The following is a 16,574-nucleotide window of genomic DNA, read 5'->3' as shown; positions in this document are numbered from 1 at the left end:
AACTCCAAGCCTCACCGCTGCAATTTTGCAGCGAAGGCTATCGGGCAGGACTTTTTCCGCCGCACAGAGAACCGTCATGATGGTCACGCAATATTTCCAAAGCCACCGGGGTATTGCGGACCCTAACCCTTGGCCAGTTAACGAAGGGTATTGGCGGGTTGAAAATGATGTGTTTCGCCCTGCTGCACGCAAAAGTTATTGCGCTGTCAATGGCTGGCGCATCGTGTCGGCTTCAGCTTGCAGACTTCATGTCTCCGGCATGAAGGGAACAGGCTGTTTGCGGCGTGGAAACAGTCCCAGCACCAGCACACATCCTGCAATAATCACGGCGGCGCCACCGAGTTGCAGCATCGACAGCGGTTCGTGCAATACCAGGGCGCCAATCAGCACGGCGATGATGGTGACTGCAAATTCGACACTGATGGCCTTGGTCGGGCCGATGCTTGATACAAGCCAGAAATAGGTGATGTAGGTCAATGCGCTCATGATCATGGCGAGCATGAAAAGATAAAAGAAATCAACAGGTCCAGGTGTTATCGGGAAGGGAAACACATAGAGCAGTGGCAGTGTGATGAACCCGCCTGCCAGAAAAGAGCCGATGGTGATTTCCCATGAGCCGGTGCCCTTCAGATTGCGGCTGGCATAGTTGCTGCCAAATGCAGCGCACAGGCAGCCCAGCAGACATGCGCTGCAGCCGAGAATGAAGGATACGGTCACCGGGACAGTCGGGAAGCCTACAAGCAAAACGATGCCGCCAACACCAAGCAACAACCCTGTCAGCCCCTGCACGGTCATTTTCTCCAGCCCCCAGAGTTGGCTGATCAACATCGAAAACAGTGGAATGGTTGCCACGATGATGGCGGCCATGGCTGTGCCGATCAACGGGGTGCCGTATGACAGGCCAATCAGTTGACCGGCGACTGTCGTTGCACCAACAATGGCAAATGCGCGCCAGCCGGCACTGAAGTTCAGCTTGCGGCCTGTCGCCTTGGCGATCACCAGCAACATCAGACTGGCGATGAAACACCGGATTGTGACGGCGCCCACCCAGCCAAATGCCTCGACAACCCGCAACATCAGCAGGAAGGACAAGCCCCATGCGCTGGCAAGGAAAACATAGGCGGCGATTTCACCGGGTTTCATGAAAAATGATCCAGAAAGAGGTACAGTCTGGGCAGCACAGTTATGAAAGGCACTGAGAGGCGTCAATCGAATTGTATGCACAACGCCATGCGCATTGGCAGATATTCAAACGGTGGTGCAAATGGTGGTGGCGCATGAAATCCCCTCCCTGCGCCAGCCGATATCAAATGGGTAGTAAATGACGATCACTCTTCGATCGTGTATTCGCCCAGTTCACACAGATCTTGTGTGTCAGTGGTGGTGGTCAGGTCGGCGCTGCCTTCAAACTCAAAACGCATATCGTATTTGCAGACTTCGCGGCCGTCAGCGATGGTAATTTCGATGCTGTCACCGGGCTCCAGGGTCTGGTCGCCGAAGACATCACCTTCCCAGCTATTGACGCCCACAGGGGACGTGAAAAAATGGGTCAGAGTTGAGTTGGTGTCATTCGTTAACGTGAAGACGAGGTCTTCAGCCATACAAGGAGTGGCAGCAGCTGCACAAAGTGCTGCCGTTACTACAGCAGTTTTAAAGTTGATCATGATTTTCCATCCGGCTCATGAGCGAGCCAGTAATCATTAAAATAAAATCAACAAGAACTGGTAAATCTGCCTGCTGATTTTTTGCCTGGTCTTGAGAGCGACAATACAGTCCACGACAAAAAAAGCCTGCAAACCGGGTTTGCAGGCTTTTGATTTCATGTGTCAGGCAAGATGCTTAGGCTTGTTCAAAAACGCCGTGGCAATGCTTGTACTTCTTGCCGGAACCGCAAGGGCAAAGCTCGTTGCGGCCAATCTTGCCCCATGTGGCAGGATTGTTCGGATCGCGGTTTTCCGGAGCAACGTAAGCCAGACCCATTGCGAAGGCCGGTTCGTTCATCTCGTCTTCCCCGGTATTCGGGTCAGCGTGATGGGCGGTCATCTCAGGCAATTCTGCTGGCTGTGGTGGCTCCTGAACCAGTTCAACACGCATCAACTGGGTCGTCACGGCTTCGCGCAGGTTGGCAAGCAGGGCCTGGAACAGCTCGAATGCTTCAGCCTTGTATTCCTGCAGCGGGTCGCGCTGCGCATAACCGCGGAAACCGACAACCGAACGCAGGTGGTCGAGGTTGACGATATGCTCGCGCCACAGATGGTCGATGGTCTGCAGCAGGATGGAGCGTTCGACATAGGTCATCAGCTCTTCGCCAAAGCGTGCACGACGTTCGGCTGCATATGCATCAGTCGCTTCGGTGATGCGCTGCAGAATATCGTCTTCCGCAATGCCTTCTTCCTTGGCCCAGTCTTCAATCGGCAGGTCAAGGTTGAGGAACTGGGCGACACCGGCCTTGAGGCCTGCTGTATCCCACTGTTCGGCATAGGCGTGCTCAGGAATATGCTTCTGCACCAGCATGTCGATGACTTCGCTGCGCATGTCGGCAACGGTCTCGCTGATGTTCTGTGCGTCCATCAGTTCCAGACGCTGATCGAAGATCACCTTACGCTGATCATTGAGAACGTCGTCATATTTCAACAGGTTCTTACGCGTTTCGAAGTTGCGGGCTTCCACCTTCTTCTGGGCGCGCTCGAGGGCCTTGTTGATCCATGGGTGAACGATGGCTTCACCGTCCTTCAGGCCGAGCTTCTGCAGCATGCTGTCCATGCGCTCGGAGCCGAAGATGCGCATCAGGTCATCCTGAAGCGACAGGTAGAATTTCGAACGACCCGGGTCACCCTGGCGGCCGGAACGACCACGCAGCTGGTTGTCGATGCGCCGGCTTTCATGACGCTCCGTGGCGATCACGTAAAGACCGCCGGCAGCCAGTGCCTTTTCCTTGAGGACCTTGATCTCGTCGCGGATTGCCTGTTCCTTGGCATCGCGTTCTGCACCCGGCTCCATGCCATCAAGCTCGCGCTCAAGGCGCATGTCGATGTTGCCGCCAAGCTGAATGTCGGTACCACGACCAGCCATGTTGGTGGCGATGGTGACGGCGCCGGGAACACCGGCCTGCGACACGATATAGGCTTCCTGCTCGTGGTAACGGGCGTTCAGAACCTGGAAGTTCTCAAAACCGGTCTGACGCAGCAGGGTGGCAAGCAATTCCGACTTTTCAATCGACGTTGTACCAACCAGAACCGGCTGGTTACGGTCATGGGCTGCACGGATTTCAGTGATGATGGCTTTGTATTTCTCTTCACCGGTCCGGTAGATCTCATCATCCTCGTCGATACGCTGGATCGGCAGGTTGGTGGGAACTTCGATAACGTCGAGACCGTAGATGTTGCTGAATTCTTCTGCTTCCGTAGAAGCCGTACCGGTCATGCCGGCCAGCTTCTTGTACATGCGGAAGTAGTTCTGGAAGGTGATCGAGGAAAGCGTCTGGTTTTCCGGCTGGATCTGCACCTTTTCCTTGGCTTCAAGCGCCTGGTGCTGACCTTCCGAATAACGACGACCTGGCATCATGCGGCCGGTGAATTCGTCGATGATGACGATTTCGTCGTTACGGACGATGTAGTCCTTGTCGCGGGTGAACAGCTTGTGGGCCTTCAGCGCGTTGTTGATGTGGTGAACGATGGCGACGTTTTCGACGTCGTACAGTGATTCACCCTTCAACAGGCCGGCAGCACGCAGCAGATTTTCCAGTTTTTCCGTGCCTTCTTCGGAGAAGTTGGCGGAGCGCTGCTTTTCGTCGATTTCATAGTCGGCAGCGTCAAGCTGCGGAATGAAGGCGTCGATGGTGTTGTAGAGATCGGAGCGGTCATCGAGCGGACCGGAAATGATGAGCGGCGTACGGGCTTCATCGACGAGGATCGAGTCCACTTCGTCGACGATGGCGTAGTTATGTTCGCGCTGCACCATCTGGGCACGATCATATTTCATGTTGTCGCGCAGATAGTCGAAACCAAGCTCGTTGTTGGTCGCATAGGTGATGTCGCAGGCATAGGCCGCGTGGCGCTCTTCATCGGACAGGCCGTGCACGATGATGCCGGTGGTCAGACCGAGGAAGCTGTAGAGGCGCCCCATGATGGTGGCGTCGCGGGAGGCGAGGTAATCGTTTACCGTCACCACGTGTACGCCCTTGCCTTCAAGTGCGTTGAGGTAAACGGCCAGTGTTGCCACCAGCGTTTTACCTTCACCGGTCTTCATTTCAGAGATGGCGCCCTCATTGAGGATCATGCCACCGGTCAGCTGTACATCAAATGGACGCATGCCCAGCACGCGGCGCGACGCTTCACGGCAAACGGCAAAGGCAGGGACAATCAGGTCATCCAGCTTTTTGCCATCTGCAAGCTGCTGGCGGAACTCGGCAGTTTTTGCGGCGAGTTGCTCATCGGAAAGAGCCTTGGTGGCTTCCTCCAGCGCGTTGATGGCTGTGATCTTGCTTTTGAACGAACGGACTCGGCGTTCATTTGCCGAACCGAACAACTTGCGGGCGATGCCGCCGAGACTGACCATCTTGCTGGCCCTTTCTGAAATGCCGTTTCCGCTTCGTGCTGCGACCGTCAGAGCTTTTCACAAACAAATGACGGCTTTCGCCCGGAAACGTATCTGGACGCGAGGTTGCGTGACAGATAAGAGGGGGGGCAAATGATGTCAACGGTTCTGCCGGTTACAGAATGGCCACAATCCAATGTTTGGAACATTTTCCAGCCGGAAGTGCCATGTGGAAGCCGGCAGAGTCTCCGAAAGGTTTATTATGTTGCGCTATAACAAAATTGCCGCTGCCGTAATCGTAGCGACGCTTGGCCTTCAACTTCCAGCCTTTGCGCAGGAAGACGCCGTTGTTGCAAAAGTGGGTGATCTGGAAATTCACCAGTCCGAGCTTGACCTGGCAATCGCCAATCTTGACCCGCAGCTTGCCCAGCTTCCCGATGAGCAGAAAAAAGTTGCAGCTCTCTCCAGCATCATCGATGTGAAGCTGTTGGTGAAGAGCGCCGACGCTGAAGGTCTGAAAGACACTGACGACTTCAAGAAGCGCGTCAGCTTCATCACCGACCGCGAACTGCACAATGCCTATTTCCGCAAGCATGTTTCCGATGCTGTGACCCCGGAAGAGGTCAAGGCACGTTACGACAAGGAAGTTTCTGCTCTGCCGGAAGAAGAAGAAGTGCACGCACGTCACATTCTGGTTCCGACCGAAGAAGACGCCAAGGCTGTGATCAAGCAGCTTGATGAAGGCAAGGACTTCGCTGAAATCGCCAAGGAAAAGTCCACCGATTCCAACAAGGATGACGGCGGCGATCTCGGCTGGTTCGGCAAGGGCCGTATGGTTCCGGAGTTCGAAGAAGCTGCGTTCGGCCTTGAAAAGGGTGCCTACACCAAGACCCCGGTCAAGAGCCAGTTCGGTTTCCACGTCATCAAGCTGGAAGACAAGCGCGTTGCACCTCCACCTCCATTCGAGCAGGTCGAGCAGCAGGTTCGCCAGATGGTCATGCGCGACAAGTATGTTGCGTTGATTGAAAAGGCCAAGGCCGATCAGAAGATCGACATCATGGATGAAGCTTTGAAGACCGGTTACGACGAGGTCAACAAAGAGCAGGAAGCGCAGCCACAGGCACAGCCGCAGCCATAATTCGTATGTTTCGGGGCGGTCATCACCGCCCCGTTTTCCATTGTCCAACACGTTTGCTTCAGGTTATCCGTAATGTCCGTTGCCGTTTCTCCGCTTGCTCCAAAATCCTATCCTGAAATGCCTTCCCTGCGCGGTGTGCGCATGGCGACGGCCGCAGCTGGCATTAAATACAAGAACCGCACGGATGTTCTGCTGATGGTGTTTGACAAGCCGGCAAGCGTTGCCGGTGTTTTCACCAAATCGAAATGCCCTTCCGCTGCTGTGGATTTCTGCCGTTCCAACCTGTCGCATGGTGTTGCCCGTGCAGTGGTGGTCAACTCCGGAAACGCCAATGCCTTTACCGGCGTCAAGGGCAAGCAGGCCACGGCGCTGACGGCTCAATCCGCGGCACAGGCTGTCGGATGCGGCGAAAATGAAGTTTATCTCGCCTCGACCGGTGTTATCGGTGAGCCGCTCGACGCCTCAAAGTTTGCAGGCGTTCTGGGCCAGATGCATGGCGATGCGACCGGCGATTTCTGGAAACAGGCCGCCGAAGCCATCATGACCACGGACACCTATCCGAAGGTTGCCACCCGCACGGCAGACATCGGTGGTGTCAAGGTCACCATCAACGGTATCGCCAAGGGTGCCGGCATGATTGCGCCTGATATGGCGACCATGCTTTCCTTCGTGGTGACCGATGCCGATATTGCGCCAGAGGCCTTGCAGTCCCTGTTATCTGCCGGTGTTGGCCCGACATTCAACTCCGTCACCGTTGATAGCGATACGTCGACCTCCGATACGCTGATGTTGTTTGCCACCGGCGCAGCTGCGGCTGATGGTCAGGCCCGTGTTGAAAAGGGCGATGATGATCGTCTGGTGTCTTTCCGCGAAGCGTTGAATGATCTTCTGAAAGATCTGGCACTGCAGGTGGTTCGCGATGGCGAAGGCGCTCGTAAAATGGTTGAGATTAAAGTCACTGGCGCAGAAAGCGATGCTGCCGCCAAGGTGATTGCACTTTCAATTGCCAATTCTCCACTCGTGAAAACCGCTGTCGCCGGTGAAGATGCCAACTGGGGCCGTATCGTCATGGCCGTTGGCAAATCAGGCGAAATGGCTGATCGCGATCGTCTGGCAATCTGGTTCGGCAATGTACGGGTTGCCGTCAATGGCGAACGTGATCCGAATTATTCGGAAGCAGAAACAACCGCCGTCATGAAGCAGGAAGATATCGCCGTGAAGGTTGATATCGGCCTTGGCAACGGTACCGCGACTGTCTGGACCTGTGATCTGACCAAGGAATATGTGGCGATCAATGGTGACTACCGGAGCTGAGTTGGTGACTGTCGATACGCCGAAAATCAACGTCAATTTTCCGCTGGTTCGCCGATTGGAAGCGGTCAGCTTTCGGGCATGGCCAGCGTCTTCTGTGGTTTATGACGGAAGCTGGCAGGTGCGCCTGACGGGTTCGCACGCGTCCAAGAGGATCAATTGTATTGTTCCTCTTGATCCATCCGACTACGGCAACACCGGCATGCGGCTGGAAAAGTCCCGCAAGCGGTTTGAGGATTATGGTCGGCCGCTTCTGGTGCGCGAAACACCGTTGATGCCGCCGCAATTGCGTATGCATCTGATTGAAAATGGCTGGTCTGCTTTCGAAGAAGTGAAGGTGATGACCTCTGACATCTCCAATGCCGAACTGCTGGAGACGATTTCGCATCTTCCCAGCCAGGATGTTGGGCGTTTTGTTGAAGCGCATCTCAAGGTTTCGGGTGATGATGTGGCTCTGCGTCCTGCCATTGCCGAGATCGTCAGCTCCATCGTTCCGCCTCTTGGCCTGTTCATCAAGGAAGATGTTGAGGGTGAGCCGCAGGCGACGGTGATCTGTGTGCAGGATATCGATCTTGCCGGCATTCTGTCGCTCGACGTGGCTGAAAACAGCCGCCGTTCCGGCATCGCATCGCAAATCCTCACCTCGGCCCTTCGCTGGGCACGGTTGAGTGGGGCTAAACTGGCGTGGCTGCAGGTGGTTTCCACCAACAAGCCCGCTCTGGCACTCTACGAGAAATTCGGCTTCACCGAAGCTTACACCTATGCCTATTGGCGAAAAGGCGACGCATGATGAGTGAAGCGCAAAAGAAGATCGTGCTGGTTGCCGCCTGTGCGCTTGTTGACAGTGATAATCGCATTCTTCTGGCACAGCGCCCTGAAGGAAAGTCGCTTGCCGGTCTTTGGGAGTTTCCCGGCGGCAAGCTGGAACCGGGTGAAACGCCCGAGGAAACGCTGGTGCGTGAACTGGACGAAGAGCTTGGCATTCGCACCAAGGTTGCCTGTCTCGCGCCGCTGACGTTTGCCAGTCACACCTATGAAACATTCCACCTTTTGATGCCCCTGTTTGTCTGCCGCCGTTATGAGGGAATTCCCTATGGTCGCGAGGGTCAGGTGGTGAAGTGGGTCAAGGTTAATGCACTGCGTGATTACCCGATGCCGCCTGCCGATGAACCGCTTATTCCCTACCTGCAAGATTTGCTTTAGGGCTTTCTAAAATTGATCGTCCGTTAAGAGATCGTTTAGCACCATCTGGCACATTCCACTGTGGAGAATTGGTAAACGAGGCGTAACGATGAACGAGGATTTCTGGAAGACCGTAGAGGTCCGTCGGCCTTATTCTCGAAAGGCTCGTCAAACCGGTATTTTGAATATTGCCTTGCTGTTTGGCACGGCGGCAATTGCCCTTTCGCTGATCATCACACCAATGGTGGCTGGCAAGAACAGAGAACCGCGTCTGGCACAGATTCCTGACAATTTCGACATGATTACCACTGGATCTATCAAGCCTGCTGCCCCGGCAGACGGCAAGAAGACTTATTCCATTCGTCGTAGTGTTCTTCAGCAGACGCCGGGTTCGGTTTGCATTGTTGAAGGATATGGAAACGACAGCGGCTGCTGATTGTACCTGCAGTACGGCCGTTAGGCCGGTGCCGGTGTTTCGGCATGAAATGAGCCTGTTTCATATGTTCCGCCAGCATTCATCGCTACGGAATTGCTTTCATCATTAAGCAGCAGGCTCAAGCTTGCCTGAAAAGGAAAAATCAATGCGCCAGCTTCTTGCCATGCTGCGTGATTGTAAGGGGTCGACGGCCATTGAATATGGCCTGATCGGTGGCCTGATTGCAACTGCCATCATTTTGGGTTTTGCCGCAATTACCGACAAGCTCGGCGTCATATTCGATACCATCGTCAACGCAATGGCCTGATTTTCAGGCCATTTTCTTTTCGCCTGATCAACGCCTTCTTGCCTCGCTGGCTTAGGGCTTCAGCTTTATTTCCTGCGTCTTCAGGGCGTCGGCCAGCCGTATCTTGGCCGAGCCGGGTTTCAGCGGTTTTTGCTGGCTTTCATGTGGTGCCCAGCCCGACACGTAAATGAACGAGAAGGTGGCACGGATACGGCCATCAGGATCGGAGTAACGCTCGGCGTAGATTTCAGCGGCGCGCATGAAGAAGTGGCGGTTGAGTGGCGCACGGCTACGTCCCGTCAGCGGATTGGCCATGCCCATGGCACGCAAATCCCGCATCAGCGGGAAGATGGAATCATACCGTACCGTGTAGCTTTCCGTGTCGGTAACGGGCAGGGCAAAACCTGCGCGCTGTAGCAGCGCACCCACATCACGCACGTCGGCAAACGGAATGACACGCGGGCTGGCGCCGCCGGTCAGTTCGGCCTCTGCGCTCAAGAGCACGTCACGCAATTCGGCAAGTGTGCCTGCACCCGGAATGGCTGCCATGAACAGACCATCGGGTTTCAAGGCGCGTCTGATCTGGATGAACGCACCTGGTGTGTCGTTGGTCAGGTGCAGGCCAAGCGGTGATACAATGAGATTTGCCGATGCCTCCGCCAATGGAAGCTGCTCCATGGGCGCAACGTCGATTGTCTCTCCCGACAGGGCGAAAGCAGCATCAATTTCAACACGATGCATGGCATCGACCTTGCCGGTCTGCATGATGCGCCGAGCGGTGATGCCGGTTGCACCGTGCAGTTCGACAGCGGTTTCGAACTGTCGCTCGACCACGTTCAAACGTTCAGCGAGTTCATCGGCTGCGATTTCAAGCAGAAAAAGCGCCTTTTCATCCAGTGTGCGCAATGCCCGTTTGCGATTGGCTTCAATCAGCCGCTGGTCGAAAAGTATGTCCATGGAAGTGGCCTTCAGAATATTTGCTTCGCAAAGGCACCCGTTCGAAGGTAATGTCAACATCATGGGGTTGGGCAGGTCGCGTTTTTTATCATCCATGCCATTCCGGCTGCTGTCACATTGCGGCAGGGCGCTGGTGGATGTCGTCTATCCGCCGCTGTGTCCGGGATGTGGTGTGCTGATTTCCAAAAGCGGTGCCTTTTGCAGCGAATGCTGGAGCGGTATCAGTTTTATCGAGCGCCCTTACTGCGAAATTCTGGGCTTGCCATTTTCCAGTGATCCGGGGCCGGGTATGTTGTCGTCAGAGGCGATTGCCAGCCCGCCGCCTTTTGACCGTCTGCGATCTGCCGTCATTCATGACGGTGCGGCCCGCAGGATCGTTCATCAATTGAAATACCAGGACCGCATGGACCTCGTTCATATGATGGCGATATGGATGTTGCGCGCCAGCGATGGCATGGTGGAACAATGCGATTGCCTGTTGCCGGTGCCGTTGCACCGCATGCGCTTTTTATCACGTCGTTTCAACCAGTCGGCTGAACTGTCCCGTCATTTGTCGATGTTATCTGGCAAGCCGTTTCTGACATCATCGGTGTTGAGAACCAAATCGACAAAGCGGCAGGTGGGGCTGTCAGCTCGTGCCCGTCAGGACAATATGCGGGGCGCGTTTGCTTTTGCTCCGGGGCGCGAGCTCGATGTGACGGGAAAAAGAGTGGTGCTGGTGGATGATGTTTACACTACCGGCGCGACGGTTTCGGCGGTTGCACGTCTGCTAAAGAAAGCAGGGGCTGCGGATGTGACTGTTTTGACCTTTGCAATGGCGATTTCCGGCCCTATATGACGGGGTGAAACAGGCTCATTGCCTTCCACTGATGAAGTTGCATGAATTTGGGAAAACCTATGGCATCCGTCACGATCTACACACGCGATTTTTGCAGTTATTGTGCCCGCGCAAAGGCTCTTCTTGATGAGAAGGGTGTCGACTTCGCGGAATATAACGCAACCGTTACGCCGGAATACCGGCAGGAAATGATTGAAAAGTCGGGACGGAATACATTCCCGCAGATTTTCATCGGCGGTCAGCATGTCGGCGGTTGCGATGATTTGCATGCCCTTGAGCGCGAGGGCAAACTCGACCCCATGCTTTCCAACTGACAAAACGGGATAGCGAGATGACTTTCAAGGCTGCTGCAATACAGATGTGTTCGGGTGTTAACCCGGAAAAGAATGCTGTTGAAATGGAAAAGCTGATCCGTGAGGCAGCGGCCAGTGGCGCGATATATGTTCAGACGCCTGAGATGACCGGTGCCATCCAGAAGGATCGGGCCGCTCTGCGTGCTGTCCTGAAGGATGAAAATTCCGATATCATCGCAACAACGGCTGCCAGACTTGCCAAGGAACTTGGCATTTATGTCCATGTCGGCTCGACTGCGATTGCCAGGGATGATGGCAAGATTGCCAATCGCGGTTTCCTTTTTGCGCCCGATGGTCAGCGCATTTGTACCTATGACAAGATTCATATGTTCGATGTTGATCTCGACAATGGTGAAAGCTGGCGCGAAAGCGCTGCTTACGAACCGGGCACCGACGCTCGCGTCGCCACCCTGCCACTGGCGTCGTTCGGTTTTGCCATCTGCTATGACGTGCGTTTCCCGTCGCTGTTCAGAACGGAAGCCGTCGCGGGTGCACAAGTGCTGACGGTTCCTGCGGCCTTCACCCGTCAAACGGGCGAGGCGCATTGGGAAGTGTTGTTGCGGGCGCGTGCCATTGAAAATGGTGCGTTTGTCATTGCCGCTGCACAGGGTGGTGTGCATGAGGATGAGCGCGAAACATTTGGCCATTCGATCATCATCGACCCCTGGGGCAAAGTGCTGGCGGTTGCTGGCGGTGCAGGTGCGGAAATCATCTATGCCGAGATCGATCCTTCGGCAGTGGCTGCGGCGCGCGGCAAAATCCCCAACCTCAGGAATGCACGGGACTTCAGGCTGGATACGGTCAGTGCTGCACCTTCGGCAGGAGGTGAGGCGGCTTGATCCGTTACTCGCTCAGTTGCGACAAGGCGCATGAATTTGAAGGCTGGTTTGCGGGCAGTGCCGATTATGATCGGCAGCGTGAGCGCGGCTTGGTATCATGCCCTGTATGCAATTCGCTCAATGTGACAAAGGCGCTGATGGCGCCTTCCGTCTCAACAGCGCGCAAGCAGGATGAAATGCGCAGCCTGGCCATGGATGCTGCGCAAAAGGCAGTCCTTGCCAAGGTCAAGGAGACGCTGGCGGAAATTCGCGCCAATACCGAAGATGTTGGCGAGCGTTTTCCGGAAGAAGCACGCAAAATCCATTATGGCGAAGCCGATCAACGCGGCATTATCGGGCAGGCGACCGTGCAGGAAGCCAAAGCTCTGGTAGAAGAGGGCATCGATATTGCACCATTGCCCGTCATCCCGGATGATGTGAACTAAATTTCATCCCGGATGATGTGAATTAACGCCATATATCTTATGTCGGGCGTTTTGCCAGCAGCATGTAGTTGACGTCCATATCACTCGACAGGTTCCAGCGGTCCTGCAGCACGTTGTAAAAAACGCCTGTACGGTCAATGATCTGCAGGCCGCTTTCCGTCAGCGGTTTTTCCAGTTCGTCTGGGCGAACCAGCTTTTCATATTGATGTGTGCCACGCGGCAACCAGCGCAGCACATTTTCAGCAGCAAAAATGGCAAGTGCACGCGCCTTGAGAGTGCGATTGATGGTGGCCGCAAACATCAACCCGCCAGGGCGCACCATGCTTGCGCAGGTGGTGACGAAGAAATCGACGTCTGCCACATGTTCTACCACCTCCATGTTCAATACCACGTCGAATGTTTCGCCCTCTTCGTGAAGCTGTTCGGCGGTGACGGCACGATAATCGACCGAAACGCCGCTTTCGCGCGCATGGGTGGAGGCAATGCCAATATTTTTTTCCGACGGATCGGCTCCGACAACGTTTGCGCCCATACGGGCGACGGGTTCTGACAGCAGGCCGCCACCGCAACCGATATCGAGAATGCGCAAGCCTTCCAGCGGTCGATGGGCTTTCGGATCACGGCCAAAGGCTTCGCAGACCTGGTTGCGAATATATTCAAGGCGGACAGGGTTGAACTTGTGCAGTGGCCGGAATTTTCCGGTTGGGCTCCACCATTCTGCCGCCATGGCCGAAAAGCGGTCAACTTCCGTCTGGTCGATGGTCGTTTTTGCTGTTTCGTTCATCTGCTGTGCTCCGCGCTGTTTAATGGACTGGAGTCCGATGATTGGGCGTTGAAGTCAAGTGTTACCTTTGGAACAACTTCATCACCTGCCCGTTAACGCCATTATAAAAGACTGAAAAGGCGGCATTTTCCCGACATCTGCGGCATGATATCACTCGCCACAGAAGTCACATGTCGTCATCATCAAAAAATCAAAATTGCGCTTCAACGATGGTGATGAAGGATGCCGGAAACCGGCAGGCGGGCCTTGTCTTGGAGAAACGAACGTGAAGAAGAAATTATATGGTGCAATTGCGCTTCTGGCGCTTGTCTCCATGCCGGCGCTTGCGGAGGCGGCCACGCGAGGCTTTGCCACCGCGAACGTCAACATGCGCTCAGGCCCGAGCACCGCATATCCAGCGGTTGTTGTCATTCCGGAAGGCGCGCCGCTGGTTATCCATGGCTGCCTTTCCGACACACCATGGTGTGATGTCTCGTTCAGCCGTGGTCGTGGCTGGGTTGCCGGCCGCTACGTTCAGGCCGAATATCGTCAGAACCGGGTTTATGTAGAGCCGCGTTATTACCGCGACCTTGGCGTTCCGATCATCACCTTTGATGTCGGCAGATACTGGGATCGTTATTATCGTGACCGCGATTTCTATCGTGACCGTGATCGTTGGAACCGTCCGCATCCACCGCGCAGTGATTGGGGTGGCCCACCTCCAAGCTGGAACCGTCCGCCGCCACCACGTGGTCCGAATGATGGTCGCTGGGAGCAGCGTTATGGTCAGGAATGGGACAGCGGTCAGCGGCCTCCACGCCGCGATGACCGGCGCGATGATGAGCAACGCAGCGACAATCGCAGAGACGATAGTCGTCGGGATCGTCAGCGCTGGAGCGAGGACAGCCGACCTGGTGGAAACAATGGCGACCAACCCCGTCGCCAGTATGATCCGGATCGTCAGCGCGGCGGCTCCAATGATCGCGGCGAACCCTGCATGCCCGGTATGCCAGGTTGCCGTCCAAGCATTTGATGTGTGAATGAAGAAAACAGGCGGTTGCAGCGATGTAGCCGCCTTTTTCGTATCTGCGCCCTGACGAACATCCGTAGGAACTGATCTCACAGGCGCGATAAAAACCGGCAATTCTGCCGGTTCTCAAGGTTGCTATTAGATGGGTGTCTTTATCGGCTGGCGACCTGTTCCGGTTTGCCTTCGGAATCGAGCAAGGCATCGATACGCTGGCGCTCATCGGTAAATCTGGCCAATGCATCGCCGGTCAGCGACTTGCCGCCTGGCAGACGCACTTTCATCGCATCGACCTTGGTGCCGTTGACAATCAGCTCGTAGTGAAGATGCGCACCGGTCGACAGACCAGTGGAGCCAACGTAACCGATTACCTGACCCTGGGACACGCGGGCGCCTTCCTTGACGCCTTTGGCAATCGCGCTCTGGTGATTGTAGGACGAGACATAACCATTGGCATGGCGGATCAGGGTCTGGTTACCATAACCATTGGCCCATCCGGCCTTTTCAACCACACCATTGCCTGTTGCGATAATCGGTGTGCCACGGGGTGCAGCCCAGTCCGTGCCGGTATGCATGCGGCTGAAGCGCAAAACGGGGTGACGGCGCATACCGAAGCCGGAGGTCATACGACCGTTTGGCACCGGATTTCTGATTAGGAACTGGCGGATACTCTTGCCATCTTCATTGAAGTAATCAACGCTGTTGTCTTCCGGATTTTGGAAGCGATAGAAGCGTGTTTCCGTATCGCCAAATTTGGCGTTCACGTAAAGCAGTTCTGAATCATCAGTGGCTTTACCTTCCTTGTCCTGTACGGAGAAGAAGGCTTCGAGCGTATCGGTCGGACGAAGCTGCGCCTGGAAGTCGACACTGCTGGCAAGCAGCTTGATCATCAGGCCAATCATGTCCTTGTTCATGCCATAGGCGAGGGAGGCGCGGTAAATGCCATCATAAACCCGTGGCAGATCGCGGTTCGCCATGGTGGCAGCCGGATTGCTTTCAAAGGCGCTGGCCACGGCATCCAGTTTGGGGGGCTCGCTTGCTTCGACAAACTGGCCCCTGTCGTTTACCGCAACCGTCATGTCATGGCGGTTCTTGCGATAGACGCTGGCACGAACGATCTTGGCAGCGCTTTCACCTTCACCCTGCAGTATGCCGACCCGCAAGACATCGCCTGGGGCAAGTTCTGCCGAACGCATCAATGGTTCCAGGCTTGTTGCTGTCGTGTCTGCCTGCTCCTTGCTGTAGCCATTGGCTTCCAGCAGATCGGAAATCTTGCTGGCTTCACGCACAGGGATCACATCGTCAGCATATTCAAGCTGATTGGCGGCAATGACCTGCGGCGTGGAAACAGACATGTTCTGTTCAACCACACGGGCGGAAAGCCCTGCTGTAATGTCCACATCACTTTCTGACGTGTCGAAGCGGCGCGGGTCAATGTAATAAAGGGCGGCAAGCTGTTCGTTGCCATCGGTCAGAATGGAGCCGTTCGAACGGACCGCTTCTTCGACCTCATCAATGCTCATTGTACCAGCATAGGCAAATTCCGGATTTTTCAGCGGGAATGCCACGGTGCGCAGGCTGACCTCGGATTCCACGTCGGAACCGTAAATCGTGCCGGTGCGGCTGGCGGCAGGCGGCGGAGCGCCATTGGCCGCGAAAATGTTCAAGGGATCAAAGGCCGGATAATCGTCCTGTGTTGCATAGTTGGAAGCAAGGGCGATCTTCACATGTGCAAAGGGCACACGGCGCACCACTTCCTTGTCGCCATCATGAATGATGGTAGAGACTTCAAGGACGGATCGGTCAGATGGTCTCGCCGCAATATTGCTTTCAAGAATGCGGCCGCCTCGGCGGGTCACATCTGCAGACGCACTGTTCATATCGGTTTTTGCAAAAGCTTCGGCAGGGATCGCTAGTTGCTGGCGTCCGTCGAGTGCTGCAAACAATGCCACGCCCATCAATATGGACGAGGTGATGCCGGTGAGAAATGTGCCGGACAACCAGCGCAATGAAATCTCCCGGCGATCAGGCGCACGGCGCCCATCTGCCAGAATAGGTGGCTCATTGCCAAGCGAACGGATCGTATTGCGGTCCGCTATCATGCTTGTTGCGACCAGTCTTTCATTTGATCTCCAGAACGTACAGCCGAAGGTGTGCAACTTTCAGTGCCGCGAGTCAAATGCGATAGCTCTTACATACATTACATATGAGCACGGAACGAAATTAACGATCCTTTGACCATTGAGATGTGGCGGAGTCAGGGCAAAATAAAGGCGAATATATTAGCGTTTTTGTACATTCCTTTGTTTGCAGCGTTTATGATTGTTGTCTAAAGTTGTTGATGCTTCCGAAATGATCGAAAATGACGAATTTATTGTTTTTAATCAGATGCTTGCATTATTTTCTTGAAAAAGTTTGAGCGGCCTATTGACGGTGAGGCAATGTCCCCTCTATAAGTCCGCTCACTGAACGAGGGCGGCGGC

Annotated in this window: 17 protein-coding genes; 11 read left to right on the top strand and 6 right to left on the bottom strand. The window is 55.1% G+C overall.

Annotated features, from left to right (window positions below; genetic code table 11):
• Window positions 1–246 precede the first annotated feature (246 nt).
• From RT613_RS07875 to secA, 3 genes are all read right to left on the bottom strand, one after another.
• Window positions 247–1,143, bottom strand: a complete 897-nt coding sequence (locus RT613_RS07875) for a DMT family transporter (RefSeq protein WP_313614347.1) — start codon at window positions 1,141–1,143, stop codon at window positions 247–249.
• 185 nt (window positions 1,144–1,328) lie between these two features.
• Window positions 1,329–1,664, bottom strand: a complete 336-nt coding sequence (locus RT613_RS07870; RefSeq protein WP_313614346.1) for a hypothetical protein — start codon at window positions 1,662–1,664, stop codon at window positions 1,329–1,331.
• A gap of 175 nt (window positions 1,665–1,839) precedes the next feature.
• Complete coding sequence (gene secA, locus RT613_RS07865; protein ID WP_313614344.1) at window positions 1,840–4,557, bottom strand: preprotein translocase subunit SecA; 2,718 nt, start codon at window positions 4,555–4,557, stop codon at window positions 1,840–1,842.
• A 241-nt stretch (window positions 4,558–4,798) separates the two neighbouring features.
• Here secA and RT613_RS07860 point away from each other — a divergent pair, with 241 nt between their 5' ends.
• The 6 genes from RT613_RS07860 to RT613_RS07835 all read left to right on the top strand — a co-directional run bounded on the left by RT613_RS07860 (window position 4,799) and on the right by RT613_RS07835 (window position 8,910).
• Entirely contained in the window at window positions 4,799–5,674 is an 876-nt protein-coding gene (locus RT613_RS07860; protein ID WP_313614343.1) for a peptidylprolyl isomerase, read from the top strand.
• Window positions 5,675–5,746: 72 nt separating this feature from the next.
• Window positions 5,747–6,988, top strand: coding sequence for a bifunctional glutamate N-acetyltransferase/amino-acid acetyltransferase ArgJ (argJ, locus tag RT613_RS07855; RefSeq protein ID WP_313614342.1), 1,242 nt, complete (start codon window positions 5,747–5,749; stop codon window positions 6,986–6,988).
• Window positions 6,969–7,775, top strand: a complete 807-nt coding sequence (locus RT613_RS07850) for a GNAT family N-acetyltransferase (RefSeq protein WP_313614341.1) — start codon at window positions 6,969–6,971, stop codon at window positions 7,773–7,775. Before argJ ends, RT613_RS07850 begins: the two co-directional genes overlap by 20 nt.
• The gene (gene mutT, locus RT613_RS07845) at window positions 7,775–8,188 is read left to right on the top strand and encodes an 8-oxo-dGTP diphosphatase MutT (protein WP_313614340.1); all 414 of its coding nucleotides are present in this window, start codon (window positions 7,775–7,777) and stop codon (window positions 8,186–8,188) included. Before RT613_RS07850 ends, mutT begins: the two co-directional genes overlap by 1 nt.
• A gap of 88 nt (window positions 8,189–8,276) precedes the next feature.
• Window positions 8,277–8,603 (top strand): hypothetical protein, encoded by a 327-nt coding sequence (locus RT613_RS07840; RefSeq protein WP_313614338.1) that lies wholly within the window; start codon window positions 8,277–8,279, stop codon window positions 8,601–8,603.
• 145 nt (window positions 8,604–8,748) lie between these two features.
• Window positions 8,749–8,910, top strand: a complete 162-nt coding sequence (locus RT613_RS07835; RefSeq protein WP_313614336.1) for a Flp family type IVb pilin — start codon at window positions 8,749–8,751, stop codon at window positions 8,908–8,910.
• A 51-nt stretch (window positions 8,911–8,961) separates the two neighbouring features.
• On the opposite strand, the gene RT613_RS07830 is transcribed toward RT613_RS07835, so the two are convergent.
• Complete coding sequence (locus tag RT613_RS07830) at window positions 8,962–9,846, bottom strand: methyltransferase domain-containing protein (protein WP_313614335.1); 885 nt, start codon at window positions 9,844–9,846, stop codon at window positions 8,962–8,964.
• 94 nt (window positions 9,847–9,940) lie between these two features.
• Here RT613_RS07830 and RT613_RS07825 point away from each other — a divergent pair, with 94 nt between their 5' ends.
• The 4 genes from RT613_RS07825 to RT613_RS07810 are packed head-to-tail and all read left to right on the top strand — an operon-like array spanning window position 9,941 to window position 12,301.
• Entirely contained in the window at window positions 9,941–10,684 is a 744-nt protein-coding gene (locus tag RT613_RS07825) for a ComF family protein (RefSeq protein WP_313614550.1), read from the top strand.
• A 59-nt stretch (window positions 10,685–10,743) separates the two neighbouring features.
• Window positions 10,744–10,998, top strand: coding sequence for a glutaredoxin 3 (gene grxC, locus RT613_RS07820; protein ID WP_313614334.1), 255 nt, complete (start codon window positions 10,744–10,746; stop codon window positions 10,996–10,998).
• Window positions 10,999–11,015: 17 nt separating this feature from the next.
• On the top strand, window positions 11,016–11,876 hold the full coding sequence (locus RT613_RS07815; protein ID WP_313614332.1) for a carbon-nitrogen hydrolase family protein: 861 nt from the start codon (window positions 11,016–11,018) through the stop codon (window positions 11,874–11,876).
• On the top strand, window positions 11,873–12,301 hold the full coding sequence (locus RT613_RS07810; RefSeq protein WP_313614330.1) for a DUF1178 family protein: 429 nt from the start codon (window positions 11,873–11,875) through the stop codon (window positions 12,299–12,301). The genes RT613_RS07815 and RT613_RS07810 overlap by 4 nt, the downstream gene beginning before the upstream one ends.
• 37 nt (window positions 12,302–12,338) lie before the next feature.
• Here the strand turns inward: RT613_RS07810 and ubiG are convergent, their stop codons facing one another.
• Window positions 12,339–13,085: a bifunctional 2-polyprenyl-6-hydroxyphenol methylase/3-demethylubiquinol 3-O-methyltransferase UbiG gene (gene ubiG, locus RT613_RS07805; RefSeq protein ID WP_313614329.1), complete on the bottom strand. Its 747-nt coding sequence runs from the start codon at window positions 13,083–13,085 to the stop codon at window positions 12,339–12,341.
• Between the two features lie 265 nt (window positions 13,086–13,350).
• Here ubiG and RT613_RS07800 point away from each other — a divergent pair, with 265 nt between their 5' ends.
• On the top strand, window positions 13,351–14,097 hold the full coding sequence (locus tag RT613_RS07800) for an SH3 domain-containing protein (protein ID WP_313614328.1): 747 nt from the start codon (window positions 13,351–13,353) through the stop codon (window positions 14,095–14,097).
• 149 nt (window positions 14,098–14,246) lie between these two features.
• On the opposite strand, the gene RT613_RS07795 is transcribed toward RT613_RS07800, so the two are convergent.
• Complete coding sequence (locus RT613_RS07795; RefSeq protein WP_313614327.1) at window positions 14,247–16,193, bottom strand: M23 family metallopeptidase; 1,947 nt, start codon at window positions 16,191–16,193, stop codon at window positions 14,247–14,249.
• Window positions 16,194–16,574 lie beyond the last annotated feature (381 nt).

The sequence above is a fragment of the Agrobacterium sp. genome, from assembly GCF_032092815.1.
In the GTDB taxonomy this organism is placed as follows: domain Bacteria; phylum Pseudomonadota; class Alphaproteobacteria; order Rhizobiales; family Rhizobiaceae; genus Agrobacterium.
The sequence above is the reverse complement of the archived record's forward strand: the minus strand, read 5'-3'. Positions and strand labels throughout refer to the sequence as shown.